At 65.6% G+C, this 14,748-nt stretch carries 14 protein-coding genes; 4 read left to right on the forward strand and 10 right to left on the reverse strand.

The genetic code is table 11. The annotated features are described in order from the left end of the window. Positions 1–11 precede the first annotated feature (11 nt). A complete protein-coding gene (locus HV753_RS23245) occupies positions 12–467 on the reverse strand; it encodes a winged helix-turn-helix transcriptional regulator (RefSeq protein ID WP_175176936.1) in 456 nt (151 codons plus the stop codon). A 114-nt stretch (positions 468–581) separates the two neighbouring features. Here HV753_RS23245 and HV753_RS23250 point away from each other — a divergent pair, with 114 nt between their 5' ends. Continuing rightward, positions 582–1,808, forward strand: a complete 1,227-nt coding sequence (locus tag HV753_RS23250) for an MFS transporter (protein WP_175176937.1) — start codon at positions 582–584, stop codon at positions 1,806–1,808. Between the two features lie 73 nt (positions 1,809–1,881). Here HV753_RS23250 and HV753_RS23255 read toward each other — a convergent pair whose 3' ends face one another. The 6 genes from HV753_RS23255 to HV753_RS23280 form a co-directional block, all read right to left on the reverse strand. Then, positions 1,882–2,175 carry a hypothetical protein gene (locus HV753_RS23255; protein ID WP_175176938.1) on the reverse strand — a complete coding sequence of 98 codons (294 nt, stop codon included), beginning with the start codon at positions 2,173–2,175 and terminating at the stop codon, positions 1,882–1,884. A gap of 1 nt (position 2,176) precedes the next feature. Further along, positions 2,177–2,917 carry an ABC transporter ATP-binding protein gene (locus HV753_RS23260; RefSeq protein ID WP_175176939.1) on the reverse strand — a complete coding sequence of 247 codons (741 nt, stop codon included), beginning with the start codon at positions 2,915–2,917 and terminating at the stop codon, positions 2,177–2,179. Next, positions 2,905–3,735, reverse strand: a complete 831-nt coding sequence (locus HV753_RS23265) for an ABC transporter permease (protein ID WP_246288365.1) — start codon at positions 3,733–3,735, stop codon at positions 2,905–2,907. The genes HV753_RS23260 and HV753_RS23265 overlap by 13 nt, the downstream gene beginning before the upstream one ends. Beyond that, positions 3,735–4,742 carry an ABC transporter substrate-binding protein gene (locus HV753_RS23270; RefSeq protein ID WP_175176940.1) on the reverse strand — a complete coding sequence of 336 codons (1,008 nt, stop codon included), beginning with the start codon at positions 4,740–4,742 and terminating at the stop codon, positions 3,735–3,737. Before HV753_RS23270 ends, HV753_RS23265 begins: the two co-directional genes overlap by 1 nt. A gap of 217 nt (positions 4,743–4,959) precedes the next feature. Beyond that, positions 4,960–6,729: an acyl-CoA dehydrogenase gene (locus tag HV753_RS23275; RefSeq protein ID WP_175176941.1), complete on the reverse strand. Its 1,770-nt coding sequence runs from the start codon at positions 6,727–6,729 to the stop codon at positions 4,960–4,962. 30 nt (positions 6,730–6,759) lie between these two features. Then, the gene (locus tag HV753_RS23280) at positions 6,760–8,445 is read right to left on the reverse strand and encodes an acyl-CoA synthetase (protein ID WP_175176942.1); all 1,686 of its coding nucleotides are present in this window, start codon (positions 8,443–8,445) and stop codon (positions 6,760–6,762) included. A gap of 163 nt (positions 8,446–8,608) precedes the next feature. Between HV753_RS23280 and HV753_RS23285 the strand changes: the two genes are divergently transcribed. Then, positions 8,609–9,319, forward strand: a complete 711-nt coding sequence (locus HV753_RS23285) for a Crp/Fnr family transcriptional regulator (protein WP_175176943.1) — start codon at positions 8,609–8,611, stop codon at positions 9,317–9,319. Here the strand turns inward: HV753_RS23285 and HV753_RS23290 are convergent. After that, the gene (locus HV753_RS23290) at positions 9,316–10,029 is read right to left on the reverse strand and encodes an aspartate/glutamate racemase family protein (protein ID WP_175176944.1); all 714 of its coding nucleotides are present in this window, start codon (positions 10,027–10,029) and stop codon (positions 9,316–9,318) included. The two genes, HV753_RS23285 and HV753_RS23290, sit on opposite strands and share 4 nt — an antisense overlap. Continuing rightward, on the reverse strand, positions 10,026–10,484 hold the full coding sequence (locus HV753_RS23295) for a MarR family winged helix-turn-helix transcriptional regulator (protein ID WP_175176945.1): 459 nt from the start codon (positions 10,482–10,484) through the stop codon (positions 10,026–10,028). Before HV753_RS23295 ends, HV753_RS23290 begins: the two co-directional genes overlap by 4 nt. Before the next feature lie 237 nt (positions 10,485–10,721). Between HV753_RS23295 and HV753_RS23300 the strand changes: the two genes are divergently transcribed. Both HV753_RS23300 and HV753_RS23305 read left to right on the forward strand, forming a co-directional pair. Next, positions 10,722–13,007 (forward strand): nitric-oxide reductase large subunit, encoded by a 2,286-nt coding sequence (locus HV753_RS23300; RefSeq protein ID WP_175176946.1) that lies wholly within the window; start codon positions 10,722–10,724, stop codon positions 13,005–13,007. Positions 13,008–13,072: 65 nt separating this feature from the next. Then, a complete protein-coding gene (locus HV753_RS23305; protein ID WP_246288366.1) occupies positions 13,073–13,945 on the forward strand; it encodes a formylglycine-generating enzyme family protein in 873 nt (290 codons plus the stop codon). Positions 13,946–13,949: 4 nt separating this feature from the next. On the opposite strand, the gene HV753_RS23310 is transcribed toward HV753_RS23305, so the two are convergent. Next, entirely contained in the window at positions 13,950–14,729 is a 780-nt protein-coding gene (locus tag HV753_RS23310) for a Crp/Fnr family transcriptional regulator (RefSeq protein ID WP_175176947.1), read from the reverse strand. Positions 14,730–14,748: the final 19 nt, after the last annotated feature.

A 14,748-nucleotide genomic window follows, 5' to 3' on the forward strand; every position in this document is an offset into this window, starting at 1 on the left:
GCTGGTTCACCCTACGTGGCAGGCGTGGTCTTTTGCACCACGGTGTCGTCCGGATCCAGCAGCCGGCCATCTTGTGCGCGTATCTCCAACCGGCGCACCGTCTGGCCGCGCTTGCGGTCGATCAGGGTGGAATGGGCTTCGTTGGGTGCGTAGTAATGGTCTTCGCCCCATTGGCGCAAACCGACGATGACGGGGAACAGGGCGCGGCCCTTGTCCGTCAGCACGTATTCCTGATAAGCGCTGCCGTCGGATGCCGGGACCGCCGTGAGGATGCCATGGGCCACCAGCGTGCGCAGCCGGTCGCTAAGGATGTTCTTGGCGACGCCCAGGCTTTTCTGGAATTCGCCAAAGCGCCGCAAGCCATCGAACGCATCGCGCACGATCAGCAGCGACCACCAATCGCCGATCGCGTCTAACGAGCGCGCCACCGGACAGGCGGCGCCTTCAAGGCTGGTGCGTTTGACCATGTCGGGCCCTTTAGCTAGAGGATGACGGGGACAGCGGATCGAACTTTATGGTTGCATTATAAAACCTTAAGAACTAGCATTCTGGTTGCTTAATAAAACCATATTGAAAATACGATGCCAACCCGATCCGATCCTCCCCCACACGATGCCGGCGGCCCCATGCCGGCCTGGCTGGTCATGCTGTTGGCCGTGGCCTGTGCGCTGAGCGTGGCCAATGTGTATTACGCGCAGCCCTTGCTGGATGCCATCGGGCGCGAATTCGCCATGGATGAAAGCGCGGTGGGCATCGTCATCAGCGCCACGCAGTTGGGATGCGCGCTGGCGTTGCTGTTTGTCGTCCCTATGGGAGATCTGCTGGACCGGCGCCGGCTGATGATCGGGCAACTGGGCTTGCTGGTGTTGGCGCTGGGCGCCGTGGCGCTGTCAGACAACGCGCCGTGGTTGCTGGCGGGCATGGTGGCGCTGGGGCTGCTGGGCACGGCGATGACGCAGGGCTTGCTGGCCCTGTCCGCTGCCTTGGCCGCGCCCGCCGAGCGGGGCCGCGTCGTGGGCGCGGCGCAGGGGGGCGTGGTCATTGGCCTGCTGTTGGCGCGCACGGTGGCGGGGCTGGTGGCCGATGCCTGGGGTTGGCGGGCGGTGTATGTGGTGTCGGCGGCGCTGGCCGCCTTGTTGGCGTGGGTACTGGTCAGCAAATTGCCGCAACGGCGTTTGGCCCGGGCGAATCTGTCGTACTGGGCGCTGCTGCGATCCCTGTACACGTTGATGGCAACGGAATCCGTGCTGCGCGTGCGCGGCATGATTGCCTTGCTGATGTTCGCGGCCATCAGCGCGTTCTGGACGGCGCTGGTGCTGCCGCTGAGCGCGCCGCCTTATTCGCTGTCGCACACGGCGATTGGTGCGTTCGGACTGGTGGGCGTGCTGGGGGTATTGATGGCGGCCCGCGCCGGCCGATGGGCGGACAGCGGATTGGGACAACGGACCTCGGCCGTGGGCTTGTTGCTGTTGTGCCTGGCCTGGGTGCCGATTGCCTTGTTGGAGCAAAGCCTGTGGGCGCTGGCGCTGGGCGTGTTGATCCTGGATGTGGCGTTGCAGGCGCTGCACGTGACCAATCAGACGATGATCTTCAGCATCAGCGCGCAGGCGCACAGCCGGCTGGTGGGGGCTTACATGATGTTCTACGCCGTGGGCAGTGGACTGGGGGCCATTGCGTCAACGGCTGTCTATGCGCGGGCGGGGTGGTTGGGCGTCTGCGCGCTGGGCGCGGGCATCAGCATGGCGGCGTTGTTTTTCTGGGTGGCGACGCTACCGCGAAAGGCAGCGGCGAGCGCGGTGCGGTGCTGAATCAAACCCGAATCCATGCCCGACTGCGTGCCTGCATTCATGCCCGACGTCATGCCCGTAGTCGTGCCCGACTTCATGCCCGCATATACGCCCAGCCATCCGCCTGCCGCTGCGCGATATGCAGCACCGCGGCAGCCACCGTTTGAATGTGCGCAGGGGCTTTGCCGCCGGTGGCTGTCAACGTGTTCTGGCAAAGCCGCAGGTGTTCATCCGTCGGGTGCGGGTCGGCCAACGCCGCAGCGACGGCGCCCGCATTGGCGACGATTTCCACGGTGGCAAGCGGTTCCGCCTTGACCAGATTGGCGGCGTTGCGGCGGGCGCGTTCCAGCGCAGCGGGCGTTGGCGCGTGTATCAGCAGCCGGATCATGTCAGTGATGTTCCAGCGCATGGGCGACGGCCGTGACTTGCGCGGCGAACGCCGCCGCGCCACGGTCGCGCGGGCGTGGCAGGGCAATGTCGAAATTGCCCACGACGTTGGCGGGATGCCCGCCCAGCACCACGACCTTGTCGGCCAGGAACACCGCTTCCTCGATATCGTGCGTGACGAACAGCACGGCGGCGCCCGAGGCCTGCCAGACGCGAATCAGTTCCTGTTGCAGATTGCGGCGGGTGATGGCATCCACCGCGCTGAAGGGCTCGTCCATCAGCAATAAGTCCGGCTTGACCGCCAAGGCGCGGGCGATGCCCACGCGCTGTGCCTGGCCGCCCGACAACTGATGCGGCCAACGCCGGCCGTAGTCGCGCAGGCCCGTCAATTGCAGCGCGGAATCAATGCGTTGCGTGCGCTCTTCGCGGCCCAGCCCCAAGCCTTCCAGGCCATAGCCGACGTTGCCGCCCACCGTGCGCCAGGGCATCAGGCGGCTGTCCTGGAAGACGACGGCGCGAGGGCGTCGCCCGGGACGCGGCTGCGCCTGGAAACGCACTTCGCCCGCCGTGGGGTCCGTCAGGCCAGCGGCGGCGCGCAACAAGGTCGACTTGCCCACGCCCGACCCACCGACCACCGCGACGAAGCTGCCTGCCTCGATGGCCAGAGACAAGCCCTGGATGACGGGTGCGGCGGCCCCGGGGTGCTGATAGGACAGCTTGGAAAATTCGATTACGGACGCCATTGCAGCACCTTGCTTTCGACGGCGGAGAACGCCAGGTCGCAGATTGTGTAGACCAGGGAGATGATCAGCATGTAGACGACCACGGCGTCATAGGCGCCCACGCCGGCGGCGGCGTTCATCTCTTGGCCCATGCCGGGCACGCCTAGCAGTTCGGCGGCGATCAAGGTCATCCACGCTTGGCCGATGCCGGTGCGCACGCCCGACAGGGCACCCGGAGCGATGGCCGGCAGCGTGACCGAGAACGCGCGCGCCAGATAACCGCCGTGACCGAAGGCGCGGGCCAGTTCGTAGTAACGCGGATCCACGTTGCGCACGGCGCTGTAGGTGGCGAAGTAGTTCACCCAGAACACGCCGATGGCGATGACGAAGGCCGCGCCCGCGTGGCTGACCTTGAACCAGGCAATGGCAAACACCACCCACGCCAGCGGCGGAATCGGGCGCAGGATGCGCACCAGATACGCCTGCATCAGATCAAAGCGTGGCAAGGTGGCCGCCGCGAGTCCCACGCCAAAGCCCAGCGCGGTGCCCAACGCCAGGCCCCAGAAATAATGCACCAGGCTGGAGCCGATGGCGGGCCACAAGCGGCCCGATTGCCATTCCTGCGCCAGCGTGCCGGGCAAGGCGAAAGGATCAGGCAGGGTGCCTCGCGGCGCCCATTCCCAGACCAGCGCGGCTTTCCAGATACCAATGAACAGGATCAGCCCGGCGATGCCGTAGGCCGCGCGGCGTGCAGCGGCCAGCCAGGGCGGCGGGCCGCTGCGTGCGGGGGCGGCTGGCGCGGCGATCGCTTGGGCGGCCTGGCTGCTTGCCGAATTCATTACTTGGCGGCCTTGTCGTAGTAGCGGGTGTCGAACAACTGCTTCACGTCAACTGACGGCGCTTCGACGGTACCGAGCGTGGCCTGGAACGTTTGCAGTTCGGCGGTGGCGCCGATGATGGCGTGCGGGTCCGCCACGAATTGGTCGTGCGAGCTGCGGATGGCCTTTTCAACCAGGGCGCGGTCCAGCCGGCCGCCACCCACGTATTTCTGCACATAGCCCGCAGCCTTGGCGGGATCGTTCTTCAAGAGCGCGGTGGCCGACAGATGCGCGTCCACCAGCTGTTGCACGGTGTCGGGGTGTTCGGCGATCAGCTTCTCGCGCACCAGCAGCACGGCGCCGGGCTGTTTCGGGAACAACTGCGATCCGCGCGCAACCACGCGGGATTCCGGCACGCGGGTCAGCACGGTGGTGACCGTGGGCTCCAGGATGGCGGCGCCGTCGATGGCGCCCGTCAGCAGCGATTGCTGGATCTGGGCTTCGCCCTGATAGATCAGTTCCACGCTGGCCGGGTCGGCCTTGATCTGGTTGCGCAGCCAGTACTGAAGCGCGGCTTCGGGCACGGCGCCCTTCGGGTAACTGGCGATCACGGGCTTGCGGCCGTGGTCCTTGGCGAAACGGGCGAACGCAGTGGCAGGGTCACCAGAGGCGAAGTAGGGAGCCAGGGGACCGAGCGCCACCACATTGACCTGTTCGACGATGTTCGAGGCGATGACTTTGATGTCCGCGCCCTTGGCGCGCGCGACCAGCGCCGGCCCGATGCCGACATAGGCAGCGTCCAGCTGGCCGGCGATCAGTGCCTGGGTCAACGCCGGGCCGCTTTGGAACTGCACCAGCTTCGGCGCAGGTGCGCCCTTGGCCTGCAACGTGCCTTCTTCCAGCCCGATGAAGAGTTGGGCATCGGGCAGGATGGGCAGGTAGCCGATTTCCAGCGCGGGCGGCGCGGACAGGGCGGGGGCGGAGGCGGCGGCGGAGAACAACGTGACAGCCAAAAGCTTACGGAGCATGGGGAATCCTGTGAATCGCGCCTTGATGTGGCTGGCGCCTTGCCTACGGGCAATGGAGTTTCCGGTGTCCGTTTAATGATTTTAAATATGTTTATTTCGTTTCTATATTCATTGTGGTTATATGCTTAACGATGCGGAATCCCTGGGATAAGCGCCGCCCTCCCATGAAAAAAGACCGCGAAATCGCGGTCTTCATGCCAAGCAGCGGTCAGTCGGGTCAGGGCTGGACTTCGTATTCCTTGGAACCCAGCACCACGGCCGCCAGGCCCGGCGCTTGCGTCAGTTTGTGCAGCGCATAGCACTGCACCGTGGCGATCTTGGCTTGGTGGAATTCGGGATCTTCCTGCTGATGCTCCAGGCTGGCCAGCAATGCGCGCGCCATCTGCCAGCCGGCCAGCGTGGTGCCCGCCAGCAACAGGTAGGGCACCGCCGAGCCAAACACGGCATTGGGGGCGCCAGCGGCGTTGGCCAGCACGAAGTCCACCACGTTTGCCAGCGCCAGCCGCGCTTGGCGCAGCGGCTTCAGCACCAGATTGGCGGCGGGTTCGCTGCGCGATTCCAGTTCCGTTTCCGTTTGGCGGATGGCTTCCAGCAAGGCCTGGGCCACGGCGCCGCCGTCACGCAGGGTCTTGCGGCCGATCAGGTCATTGGCCTGGATGGCGGTCGTGCCTTCGTAGATGGTCAGGATGCGGGCGTCGCGGTAGTACTGCGCGGCGCCGGTTTCCTCGATGAAGCCCATGCCGCCATGGACCTGCACGCCCAGGCTGGCCACGTCGATGGACATCTCGGTGCACCAGCCCTTGACGATGGGCACCAGGAATTCCTGGATAGCCAGATGGCGCTTGCGGGCGTCGGCGTCCGGGCTGGCGTGCGCCAGGTCGGCATGGCCGGCCGTGACGTAGGCCAGCGCACGGCCGGCTTCGGTCAGGGCGCGCATGGTACCCAGCATGCGGCGCACGTCGGGGTGCTGGATGATGGGCACGGCCTCGCGCGAGGAACCGTCCACCGGGCGGCTCTGCACGCGCTCGGCGGCATAGGCCAACGCATGCTGGTAGGCGCGGTCAGCAATGGCAATGCCTTGCACGCCCACGGCATAGCGCGCCGCGTTCATCATGATGAACATGGCGTCCAACCCGCGGTTTTCCTGGCCGACGAGATAACCCAGCGCGCCGCCCGCGTCGCCGAATTGCAGCGTGGCGGTGGGGCTGGCCTTGATGCCCAGCTTGTGCTCGATGGAGACGCAGGTGACGTCGTTGCGCACGCCCAGCGTTCCGTCTTCGTTCACCAGGAACTTGGGCACCAGGAACAACGAGATGCCCTTGACGCCTTCGGGAGCGTCGGGCAGGCGGGCCAGCACCAGGTGCAGGATGTTCTCGGTGAGATCGTGGTCGCCGTAGGTGATGAAGATCTTGGTGCCTGACAGGCGGTAGGTGCCGTCGCCCACGGGCTGCGCGCGCGTGCGGATCATGGCCAGGTCGGAACCTGCCTGCGGTTCGGTCAGGTTCATCGTGCCGGTCCATTGGCCGGAGATCATGGGGCCGATGAAACGCTTTTTCAGTTCGGGTGAACCGGCCGTCAGCAACGCTTCGATGGCGCCATTGGTCAGCAGCGGACACAGCGCGAACGACAGATTGGCGGCGTTCAGCATTTCAGAGCAGGGCGATCCGATCAGGCCGGGCAGGCCCTGGCCGCCATATTCGACGGGATGCGACATGCCCTGCCAGCCGGCCTCGGTGTATTGGCGGAAGGCCTGCTTGAAGCCGGGCGCTGTCGTGACGGCGCCATCGCGCCATGCGCTGGGCTCGCGGTCGGCGGGATGGTTCAGCGGCGCCAGCACCTCGGCGGCGAAGTGGGCGGATTCTTCCAGCACCGCCTGGGCGGTGTCGGGGGTGGCCTCCTCGAACCCGGGCAGGGCGGCGACTTGGCGCAGTCCGGCCAGATGGTTCAACACAAACAGCATGTCTTTCACGGGGGCTTGGTACGTCATGGCGTCGGAGCTCCTGGGTGGCGGCGGCGTTCAGCCGGCCGGATCGGGTTTGGGTTTGGTGTGGGTGGTGGAATTCGGATCGGCCACATCGATGGCTTGGGTCGCGCCGACCGCCGCGCGCAGTTCAAACTTCTGGATCTTGCCGGTGGAGGTCTTGGGCAATTCACCAAAGCGCACCGCGCGGGGCACCTTGAAACCCGGCAGCAGCAGTTTGCAGTGCGCGATGATCTCGTCGGCGGTAGCGGTGCAGCCGGGCTTCAATTCGACGAAGGCGCAAGGCGTTTCGCCCCACTTGGGATCGGGCATGGCGACCACCGCCACGGCTGCGACGGCGGGGTGGCGATAGAGCGCGTCCTCGACCTCGATGCTGGAGATGTTCTCGCCGCCCGAGATAATGATGTCCTTGCTGCGGTCCTTGATGCGGACGTACCCATCGGCCGTCATCACGCCCAGGTCGCCGGTGTGGAACCACCCGCCGGCGAAGGCCTCTTCGGTGGCGCGCTCGTTCTTCAGGTAGCCCTTCATGCAGATGTTGCCGCGGAACATGATTTCGCCCACGGTTGCTTCATCGGCGGGTACCTCTTGCATCGTGTCGGGGTGGCGCACCGACACGCCGGCCTGCAAGTGGTAGCGCACGCCCTGGCGCGCGGTCAGCAGCGCGCGGCGTTCATCGTCCAGCGCGTCCCAGGATTCCTGGCGGGCGCAGACGGCGGCGGGCCCGTAGACCTCCGTCAGCCCGTACACGTGCGTCAGCTCGAAGCCGATGTCGCGCATCTTGGCAATGATGGCCGGCGCGGGCGCGGCGCCCGCCACCATGGTGCGCACGGTGTGCTGGATGCCGGCGCGCATGTCGGCGGGCGCATTGGCCAGTGCGCTTTGCACGATGGGCGCACCACAGTAATGGGTGACGCCTTCATCGCGGATCAGGTCGAACACGGTCTTGGGATCGAACTTGCGCAGGCAGACGTTCACGCCGGCGCGCGCGGCGACCGTCCACGGGAAGCACCAGCCGTTGCAGTGGAACATCGGCAGGGTCCACAGGTAGACCGCATGCTTGGGCATGTCCCATTCAAGGATGTTGCTGAGCGCGTTCAGGTAGGCGCCGCGATAGTGATAGACCACGCCCTTGGGGTCGCCGGTGGTGCCGGACGTGTAGTTCAGCGCGATGGCGTCCCATTCGTCGGCGGGCGGCGTCCAATCGTAGCGGGCGGGCGCAGCGGCCAGGAAGGCTTCGTAGTCGGTGGCGCCGGGCAGCGTGGCGGGCGCACCGTCCAGGTCATGCACCGAGATGATCTTCAGGTGCGGGAATTCGGCGCGCGCGCGCCGCGCGGCGTCGCCATACTCGGTGTCGACGATCAGCGCGCGGGCTTCGCCATGGCCCAGCATGAACAGCACGCTGGCCGTGTCCAGCCGGGTGTTCAATGTGTTGAGCACGGCGCCCAGCATCGGAATGCCGAAATGGGCTTCGACCATGGCAGGGATGTTGGGCAGCATGACGGCAACGGTGTCGCCGCGCTTGATGCCGGCCTGCGCCAGCGCGTTGGCCAGGCGCTGGGCGCGTTCATAGGTCTGGGCCCAGGTGCGCCGCACCTTGCCGTGCACCACGGCCAGCCGGTGTCCATAGACCTCCGCCGCCCGGGCGATGAAATCAACCGGGGTCAAAGCCTGATAGTTGGCGTCGCGGCGTGCCAGGCCGTGGTCGAACATGCTGCTCATGCGTTGTCTCCAAGTGGCGCGCGCAGGCGCTCCTTATCTATTTTCGGGAAGCTTGATTCCCGTCGCTTGCGTGAGCTTAGTGCTGGCTGGAAAATACTGTCTGTCGCCTGCATGACAGACCGCCGGCCGACCCTGCAAACTCCAGTTTTACACGGTTCTGCCCATGTCCGATGTTTCAAACATTGTTTCCGCCACGGAACTGTCCCGCCTGTTTCGGGAGTGCGCCTGGTTCGGCGCGCTGGACGCCAGCCATCAGGATCTGGTGCTGGCGACGTCGCGTGCGGAACACGTCGGCAATGGCGCGTGGATCGCGCGGCGCAATGCACCGTCGGACCATTGGCTGGGCGTGCATACCGGTCTGCTGAAGCTGGCGATCTACAACGAATCGGGGCGCAGTTGCACGTTTTCGGGGGTGCCGCGGGGAGGTTGGTTCGGCGAGGGCAGCGTGATCAAGCGCGAACTGCGCAAATACGATGTGGTGGCGATCCAGCCGTCGCTGGTCATGTCGGTGCCGGCCGTGACGTTTCACGCGCTGCTATCGGCCAGTCTGCCGTTTTCGCACTTTGTCATCGGCCAGTTGAATGACCGGATGGGCGAATTCATCGCGTCAATCCAGAACCACCGTTTGCTGGACGCGGATGCGCGGGTGGCGCAGTCGCTGGCGCAGTTGTTCAATCCGCAACTGTATCCGTCCACCGACCTGACTCTGGCGATCTCGCAGGAAGAGCTTGGCTATCTGACGGGCCTGTCGCGCCAGCGGGTCAACCAGGCCTTGCAGGCGTTGACCGACCTGGGCATCCTGGCGCTGGCGTACAACCAGATCAAGGTGCTTAGCCTGGACCGCCTGCGGCAGTACGGGCTGGACCAGATCTAAGCCACTTGGCGGGGCAGCAGGGCGCGCGTCAGGGCGGCGCGTGCCAGGATGCGGGTGGAGTCCAGGGTCGGCAACGCGGAATTGCCATCATTGAGCACCAGCGGAAGCTCGGTGCAGCCCAACACCACGGCGTCGCAGCCGGCGTCCCGCATGCGTTCGATGATGGCTTGAAGCCGCGCGACGGAGGCCGGCTTGAAGACGCCGTAGACCAGTTCGTCCATGATGATGCGGCCCAAGTCGTTGCGGTCGTCCTGGCTGGGGCGCACGGCGTCCAGGCCTTGCGCGCCCAGCTTGTCCGGGTAGACGCTGCTGTCGATCAGCCAGTGCGTGCCCAGGATGCCGATGCGCTGGTAGCCACGAGCCACGGCTTCCTGGGCGACGGCTTCGGCGATGTGCAGCCACGGTAGCGGAGACCGCGGAAGCACGTGGGCCAGCGCCTGGTGGATGGTGTTGTCCGGGCAGATCAGGAAGTCGGCGCCCGTGCGCGCCAGCTTCGTCGCGGACGAGAGCATCAGCGCGCCCACGCCGGCCAGGTCGCCCTGGTCCAGACAGGCCACATAGTCCGCCAGCGAATGCGTGTGCAGCGAGATCTCGGGGTGGGCGTGCGGCCCCATGCGTTGCGCGCCTTCCGCGCACAGCGTGCGATAGCACAGCGCCGCGCCCTCGGCCGAGCACGCGACGATACCGATGTGCAGGGGCGTGGCCGTCATGCTGAAGGTTCCTTGTTCAAGGCGCGGACATGGCGGGCGATGTGGCGGAAGCTCTCTGCCATGGCCGCCTGCTGCGACGCGGGCAGTTGCGACAGGAACAATTCGTCGATGGCAGGCCCGTAGACCTTCCACATCTGAAGCCGTAGCGCCCGGCCCTTGGGCGTCAGCCGTGCATAGGTGGCGCGGCGGTCCTCGTCGGAACGGAAGCGCTGGACCAGCCCGGCGGCCTCGATGCGGTCCATCAGGCGCGTCAGGTTGTAGCGCGCGATCACCATGCGTTCGGCCATCTCGAACATGCGCGCCGTGCCGTCAGGGGCGCGCTCCAATGCCCACAAAGCGTCATACCAGGCCAGCGGCGGCAGGTCCGCCGCGGACAGCCGCTTTTCTATTTCCTCGACTACCAGCGCATGCGCGGTCAGGAAGAGGCTCCACGCATCAGGCTTGCCCGTGGCCATGCGGTTGGTTCCTTTGATAAAGAGGGGTGCAGCGGGAATTGTAAGAGGCCGAAGCCGCTTCCGGTGCCCATATGTCAGGGTAGAAATAACCTGATGGGGGTGATTTATACCCTTTCGATGCGGGGTGAAAACCACCCTGGGTAAAACAAGCTGCTGATTTAACGCCTTTTTTTTCTGGCACGGCCTTTGCATTAGGAGACGCACCCACTAACCGCAACACTGGAGGGCGTTCCCATCATGGGTCCGTATCGGAAATTATGGTTCACCTTGATCGCCGTGGTGGCGATCACTTTCGCACTGCTGGGTTTCTACGGCGGCGAGGTCTACCGGCAGGCGCCGCCGATTCCCGGGCAGGTCGTCACAACAGAGGGGACGCGCCTGTTCGGCCGCGACGACATCCTGGATGGCCAGACGGCCTGGCAATCCGTCGGCGGCATGCAATTGGGCTCTGTCTGGGGACATGGCGCCTATCAGGCGCCGGACTGGACGGCCGATTGGCTGCATCGTGAACTGATGGCGTGGCTGGACCTGGCCGCGCAAGACGAGCATGGCCAGGCCTATGCGCAGTTGGCGGCCCCTGCCCAAGCCGCCCTGCGTGAAGCGCTCAAGGCCGAATACCGCGCCAACCGCAGTGATGCCGCGACCGACACGCTGACGGTCAGCCCGCGCCGCGCACGCGCCATTGAGCAGACGGCCGCGTACTACGACCAGTTGTTTTCCGATGCGCCCGCGCTGCATGCCAGCCGTGAGCACTTCGCGATGAAGGAAAACACCTTGCCTGATGCGTCACGGCGCACCCGGCTCACGCAGTTCTTTTTCTGGACGGCCTGGGCGGCGGCGACCGAACGCGAGGGCAAGTCGGTCACCTACACCAACAACTGGCCGCACGAACCGCTGATCGGCAACCAGCCCAGCGCCGAAAACGTGATGTGGTCCATCATCAGCGTCGTGGTGCTGCTGGCGGGCATCGGCTTCCTGGTTTGGGCCTGGGCCTTCTTGCGCGGCCAGGAAGAAGAGGCGCCGCCGGCGCCCGAGCGTGATCCGCTGACCACGTTTGCGTTGACGCCGTCGCAGCGGGCGCTGGGAAAGTACCTGTTCCTGGTCGTGGCGCTGTTTGGCTTTCAGGTGCTGCTGGGCGGGTTTACCGCGCACTACTCGGTTGAAGGGCAGAAGTTCTATGGCCTGGACGTGTCGCAGTGGTTTCCGTATTCGCTGGTACGCACGTGGCATATCCAGAGCGCGCTGTTCTGGATCGCCACCGGCTTTCTCGCGGCCGGTTTGTTCCTGGCCTCGCTGATCAATGGCGGACGCGATCCGAAGTTTCAGAAGGTGGGGGTGGATATCCTGTTCTGGGCGCTGGTGCTGGTGGTGGTGGGGTCGTTCACCGGCAACTACCTGGCCATCGCGCAGATCATGCCGCCCAACCTGAATTTCTGGCTGGGGCATCAAGGCTATGAATACGTGGATTTGGGCCGGCTGTGGCAGATCGGCAAGTTCGCCGGCATCTGCTTCTGGCTGGTGCTGATGCTGCGTGGCATCGTGCCCGCGTTGCGCACACCGGGCGGCGACAAGAACCTGTTGGCGTTGCTGACCGCATCCGTCGGCGCAATCGGCTTGTTCTATGGCGCGGGCTTTTTCTACGGCGAACGCACGCATCTGACCGTGATGGAGTATTGGCGCTGGTGGATCGTGCATCTGTGGGTGGAAGGCTTCTTTGAAGTGTTTGCCACCACGGCGCTGGCCTTCATCTTTTCAACCCTGGGGTTGGTGTCGCGCCGCATGGCCACCACGGCCAGCCTGGCCTCGGCATCGCTGTTCATGCTGGGCGGCATTCCGGGCACCTTCCATCATTTGTACTTTGCGGGGACGACCACGCCCGTGATGGCGGTCGGCGCCAGCTTCTCGGCGCTGGAAGTGGTGCCGTTGATCGTGCTGGGCTACGAAGCATGGGAAAACTGGCGCCTGAAGTCGCGCGCGCCATGGATGGCTGATCTGAAATGGCCGTTGATGTGTTTCGTGGCGGTGGCGTTCTGGAACATGCTGGGCGCGGGCGTCTTCGGGTTCATGATCAACCCGCCGATCTCGCTCTATTACATCCAGGGCTTGAATACCACGCCGGTGCATGCGCATGCGGCGCTGTTCGGGGTCTACGGTTTCCTGGCGTTGGGCTTTACCTTGCTGGTGCTGCGCTACATCCGTCCGCAATACGCGCTTAGCCCCGGCCTGATGAAGCTGGCGTTCTGGGGCATGAACCTGGGCCTGGCGTTGATGATCTTCACCAGTTTGCTGCCGGTGGGGCTGATCCAGTTCCATGCCAGCGTCAGCGAAGGGCTCTGGTATGCCCGCAGCGAAGCGTTCATGCAGCAGGATGTGCTGAAGACGTTGCGCTGGGGCCGGACCTTTGGCGACGTGGTGTTCCTGCTGGGCGCGCTGGCGATGGTGATGCAGGTCATTCTGGGGCTGTTGAGCGCCCGGCCCGCGCTGGTCGAACCGCGCTTGCAGACCAAGACGGCGCGCGGGTAGGAAAAAGGCGCAAGCGTCCGGCTCTTTGCGCCAACGCAAAGAGGGCGGACGCCTCGGCCGGTTCAATGGAGACTCGCTCGCACCGGTTGGATGCGGGCATTCTGGAGCACCGTCCCATGCGTTTCCTGCGCTTGCTGCCGATCACTGTTCTATCCGTGTTGTTGACCGCTTGCGGGCCCGGGGATCGGGCCCGTCTTGCATTGCCGGAACTCACGCGGGTGGCGCCAGGCGAACTGCGCTATCTGCCGCCCGGCCAGACGCTGCGCAATGGCTATCCTGAGACGCCCGCGCCGGTGCTTGCCCGCCATGCCCACGGCTTTGCCATCATGACGCGCCAGGTCAGCCAGGCCGAGTATGCGGGCTGCGTCGCCGCCGGCGGCTGCAAGCCGCTGGATGCGGCGCAGCGCAAGGCGTCCGCGTCCGATCGGCCCGCCGTCGGCATCAGCTGGACCGATGCCGTGGCCTATGCCGCGTGGCTGTCGGCGCGCACTGGGCAACGGTTCCGGTTGCCGACCTATGCGGAATGGGTCTACGCGGCGGGGGATGCCTACCGCGAGGAAGCCCTGACCGATTTTCCCGACCGCGTGGACCCGGCTCAGCGCTGGCTGGCGGAGTACGAATTGGAGAGCCGCCGTGGCGCCGGCGTGGATGTCGAGGTGCGTCCGTTCGGCGCTTTTGGCATCAATCGGGCGGGGCTGAAGGACATGGCCGGAAGCGTGTGGGACTGGACGTCGGACTGCTACGTGCGCCGCGAATTGACGGGGGCCCTGGCCGACGCGGTGCAGAAGGATGCGGGCGCCAATTGCGGCATTCGCGTGGCCGCGGGCCGTCATATCGCCTATCTGCCGGATTTCATCCGTGACCCAAAGAGCGGGGCCCGCTCCGTAGGCGTGCCGCCCAGCAACCTGGGCCTGCGGCTTGTCATGGACGCGGGATAGCGGGTCAATGCGTGATCGTGACGTTGACGCTTGGGGCGGCCGGCGGCCCGTCCCGGCAGGACAGGCAGGCCGCGCAATCCATCGGCGGCGGGGCGGGTTCGGTCAAGCGAACCAGGGCGGCGGGCGAGCGCAGCACGATGCGCTTGCGGCCGCTGCTGACGATGCCGCGCTGCTTCCAGTCGCTAAGCAGCCGGCTGACGGTGTGCAAGGTGGTGCCGGTCATCTCGGCGATGTCCTGGCGTGTGATGGGAAATCCGACGTCGATGCCTTCGCGCGTGGGCTGTCCCGATTGCTTGATCAGCCGCAGGATCGTGCGGGCCACGCGCTGTTCGACGTCATCGTTGGACAGCTCCTGGATGCGCACGTGGGCATCCTGCAAGCGCTGGCCCATGGTTTGCAACGCAAGAGCGGCCAGTTGCGGATGGCTGGCGGTGAAGGAATGCCAGGCGGCGGCCGGCCAGGCCAGGCAGATACTTTCCTGCACGGTCAGCACGGTTGCGGGATAACAGGACCGCCCCATGGCGCAGGCCAGCCCGAACATGTCGCCCGGGTTGACGTAGCGCACGATGATCTGTTCGCCTTCCGGCGTGACCTGAGTCACCTTCAGGCAGCCATGCAGCAGTACGAAGAAGTGCGTGCCCGGGGCGCCTTGCCCGTAGACCACGGCGCCCGCCTCAAGACGGCATGGCGAGGCGCCGCGCAACGCGGCGTCCAGTTGCACGTCGGACAACGGCCTGAACAGATCCAGGTTGCGCAACAGGGCATGGCATAGGGGCGACGGCATAGTGATCCGCTTGAAGGCG

It is taken from the genome of Achromobacter pestifer (assembly GCF_902859625.1).
Lineage (GTDB): Bacteria > Pseudomonadota > Gammaproteobacteria > Burkholderiales > Burkholderiaceae_B > Achromobacter > Achromobacter pestifer.

Bases quoted from the DNA above. Each gene is read 5' to 3' on its own strand.
- HV753_RS23270 (WP_175176940.1), bottom strand. From the start codon at position 4,742: ATGCTCCGTAAGCTTTTGGCTGTCACGTTGTTCTCCGCCGCCGCCTCC.
- HV753_RS23305 (WP_246288366.1), top strand. From the start codon at position 13,073: ATGGAGACTCGCTCGCACCGGTTGGATGCGGGCATTCTGGAGCACCGT.
- HV753_RS23300 (WP_175176946.1), top strand. From the start codon at position 10,722: ATGGGTCCGTATCGGAAATTATGGTTCACCTTGATCGCCGTGGTGGCG.
- HV753_RS23265 (WP_246288365.1), bottom strand. From the start codon at position 3,735: ATGAATTCGGCAAGCAGCCAGGCCGCCCAAGCGATCGCCGCGCCAGCC.
- HV753_RS23295 (WP_175176945.1), bottom strand. From the start codon at position 10,484: ATGGCCACGGGCAAGCCTGATGCGTGGAGCCTCTTCCTGACCGCGCAT.
- HV753_RS23285 (WP_175176943.1), top strand. From the start codon at position 8,609: ATGTCCGATGTTTCAAACATTGTTTCCGCCACGGAACTGTCCCGCCTG.
- HV753_RS23255 (WP_175176938.1), bottom strand. From the start codon at position 2,175: ATGATCCGGCTGCTGATACACGCGCCAACGCCCGCTGCGCTGGAACGC.
- HV753_RS23250 (WP_175176937.1), top strand. From the start codon at position 582: ATGCCAACCCGATCCGATCCTCCCCCACACGATGCCGGCGGCCCCATG.
- HV753_RS23245 (WP_175176936.1), bottom strand. From the start codon at position 467: ATGGTCAAACGCACCAGCCTTGAAGGCGCCGCCTGTCCGGTGGCGCGC.
- HV753_RS23310 (WP_175176947.1), bottom strand. From the start codon at position 14,729: ATGCCGTCGCCCCTATGCCATGCCCTGTTGCGCAACCTGGATCTGTTC.
- HV753_RS23280 (WP_175176942.1), bottom strand. From the start codon at position 8,445: ATGAGCAGCATGTTCGACCACGGCCTGGCACGCCGCGACGCCAACTAT.
- HV753_RS23260 (WP_175176939.1), bottom strand. From the start codon at position 2,917: ATGGCGTCCGTAATCGAATTTTCCAAGCTGTCCTATCAGCACCCCGGG.
- HV753_RS23275 (WP_175176941.1), bottom strand. From the start codon at position 6,729: ATGACGTACCAAGCCCCCGTGAAAGACATGCTGTTTGTGTTGAACCAT.
- HV753_RS23290 (WP_175176944.1), bottom strand. From the start codon at position 10,029: ATGACGGCCACGCCCCTGCACATCGGTATCGTCGCGTGCTCGGCCGAG.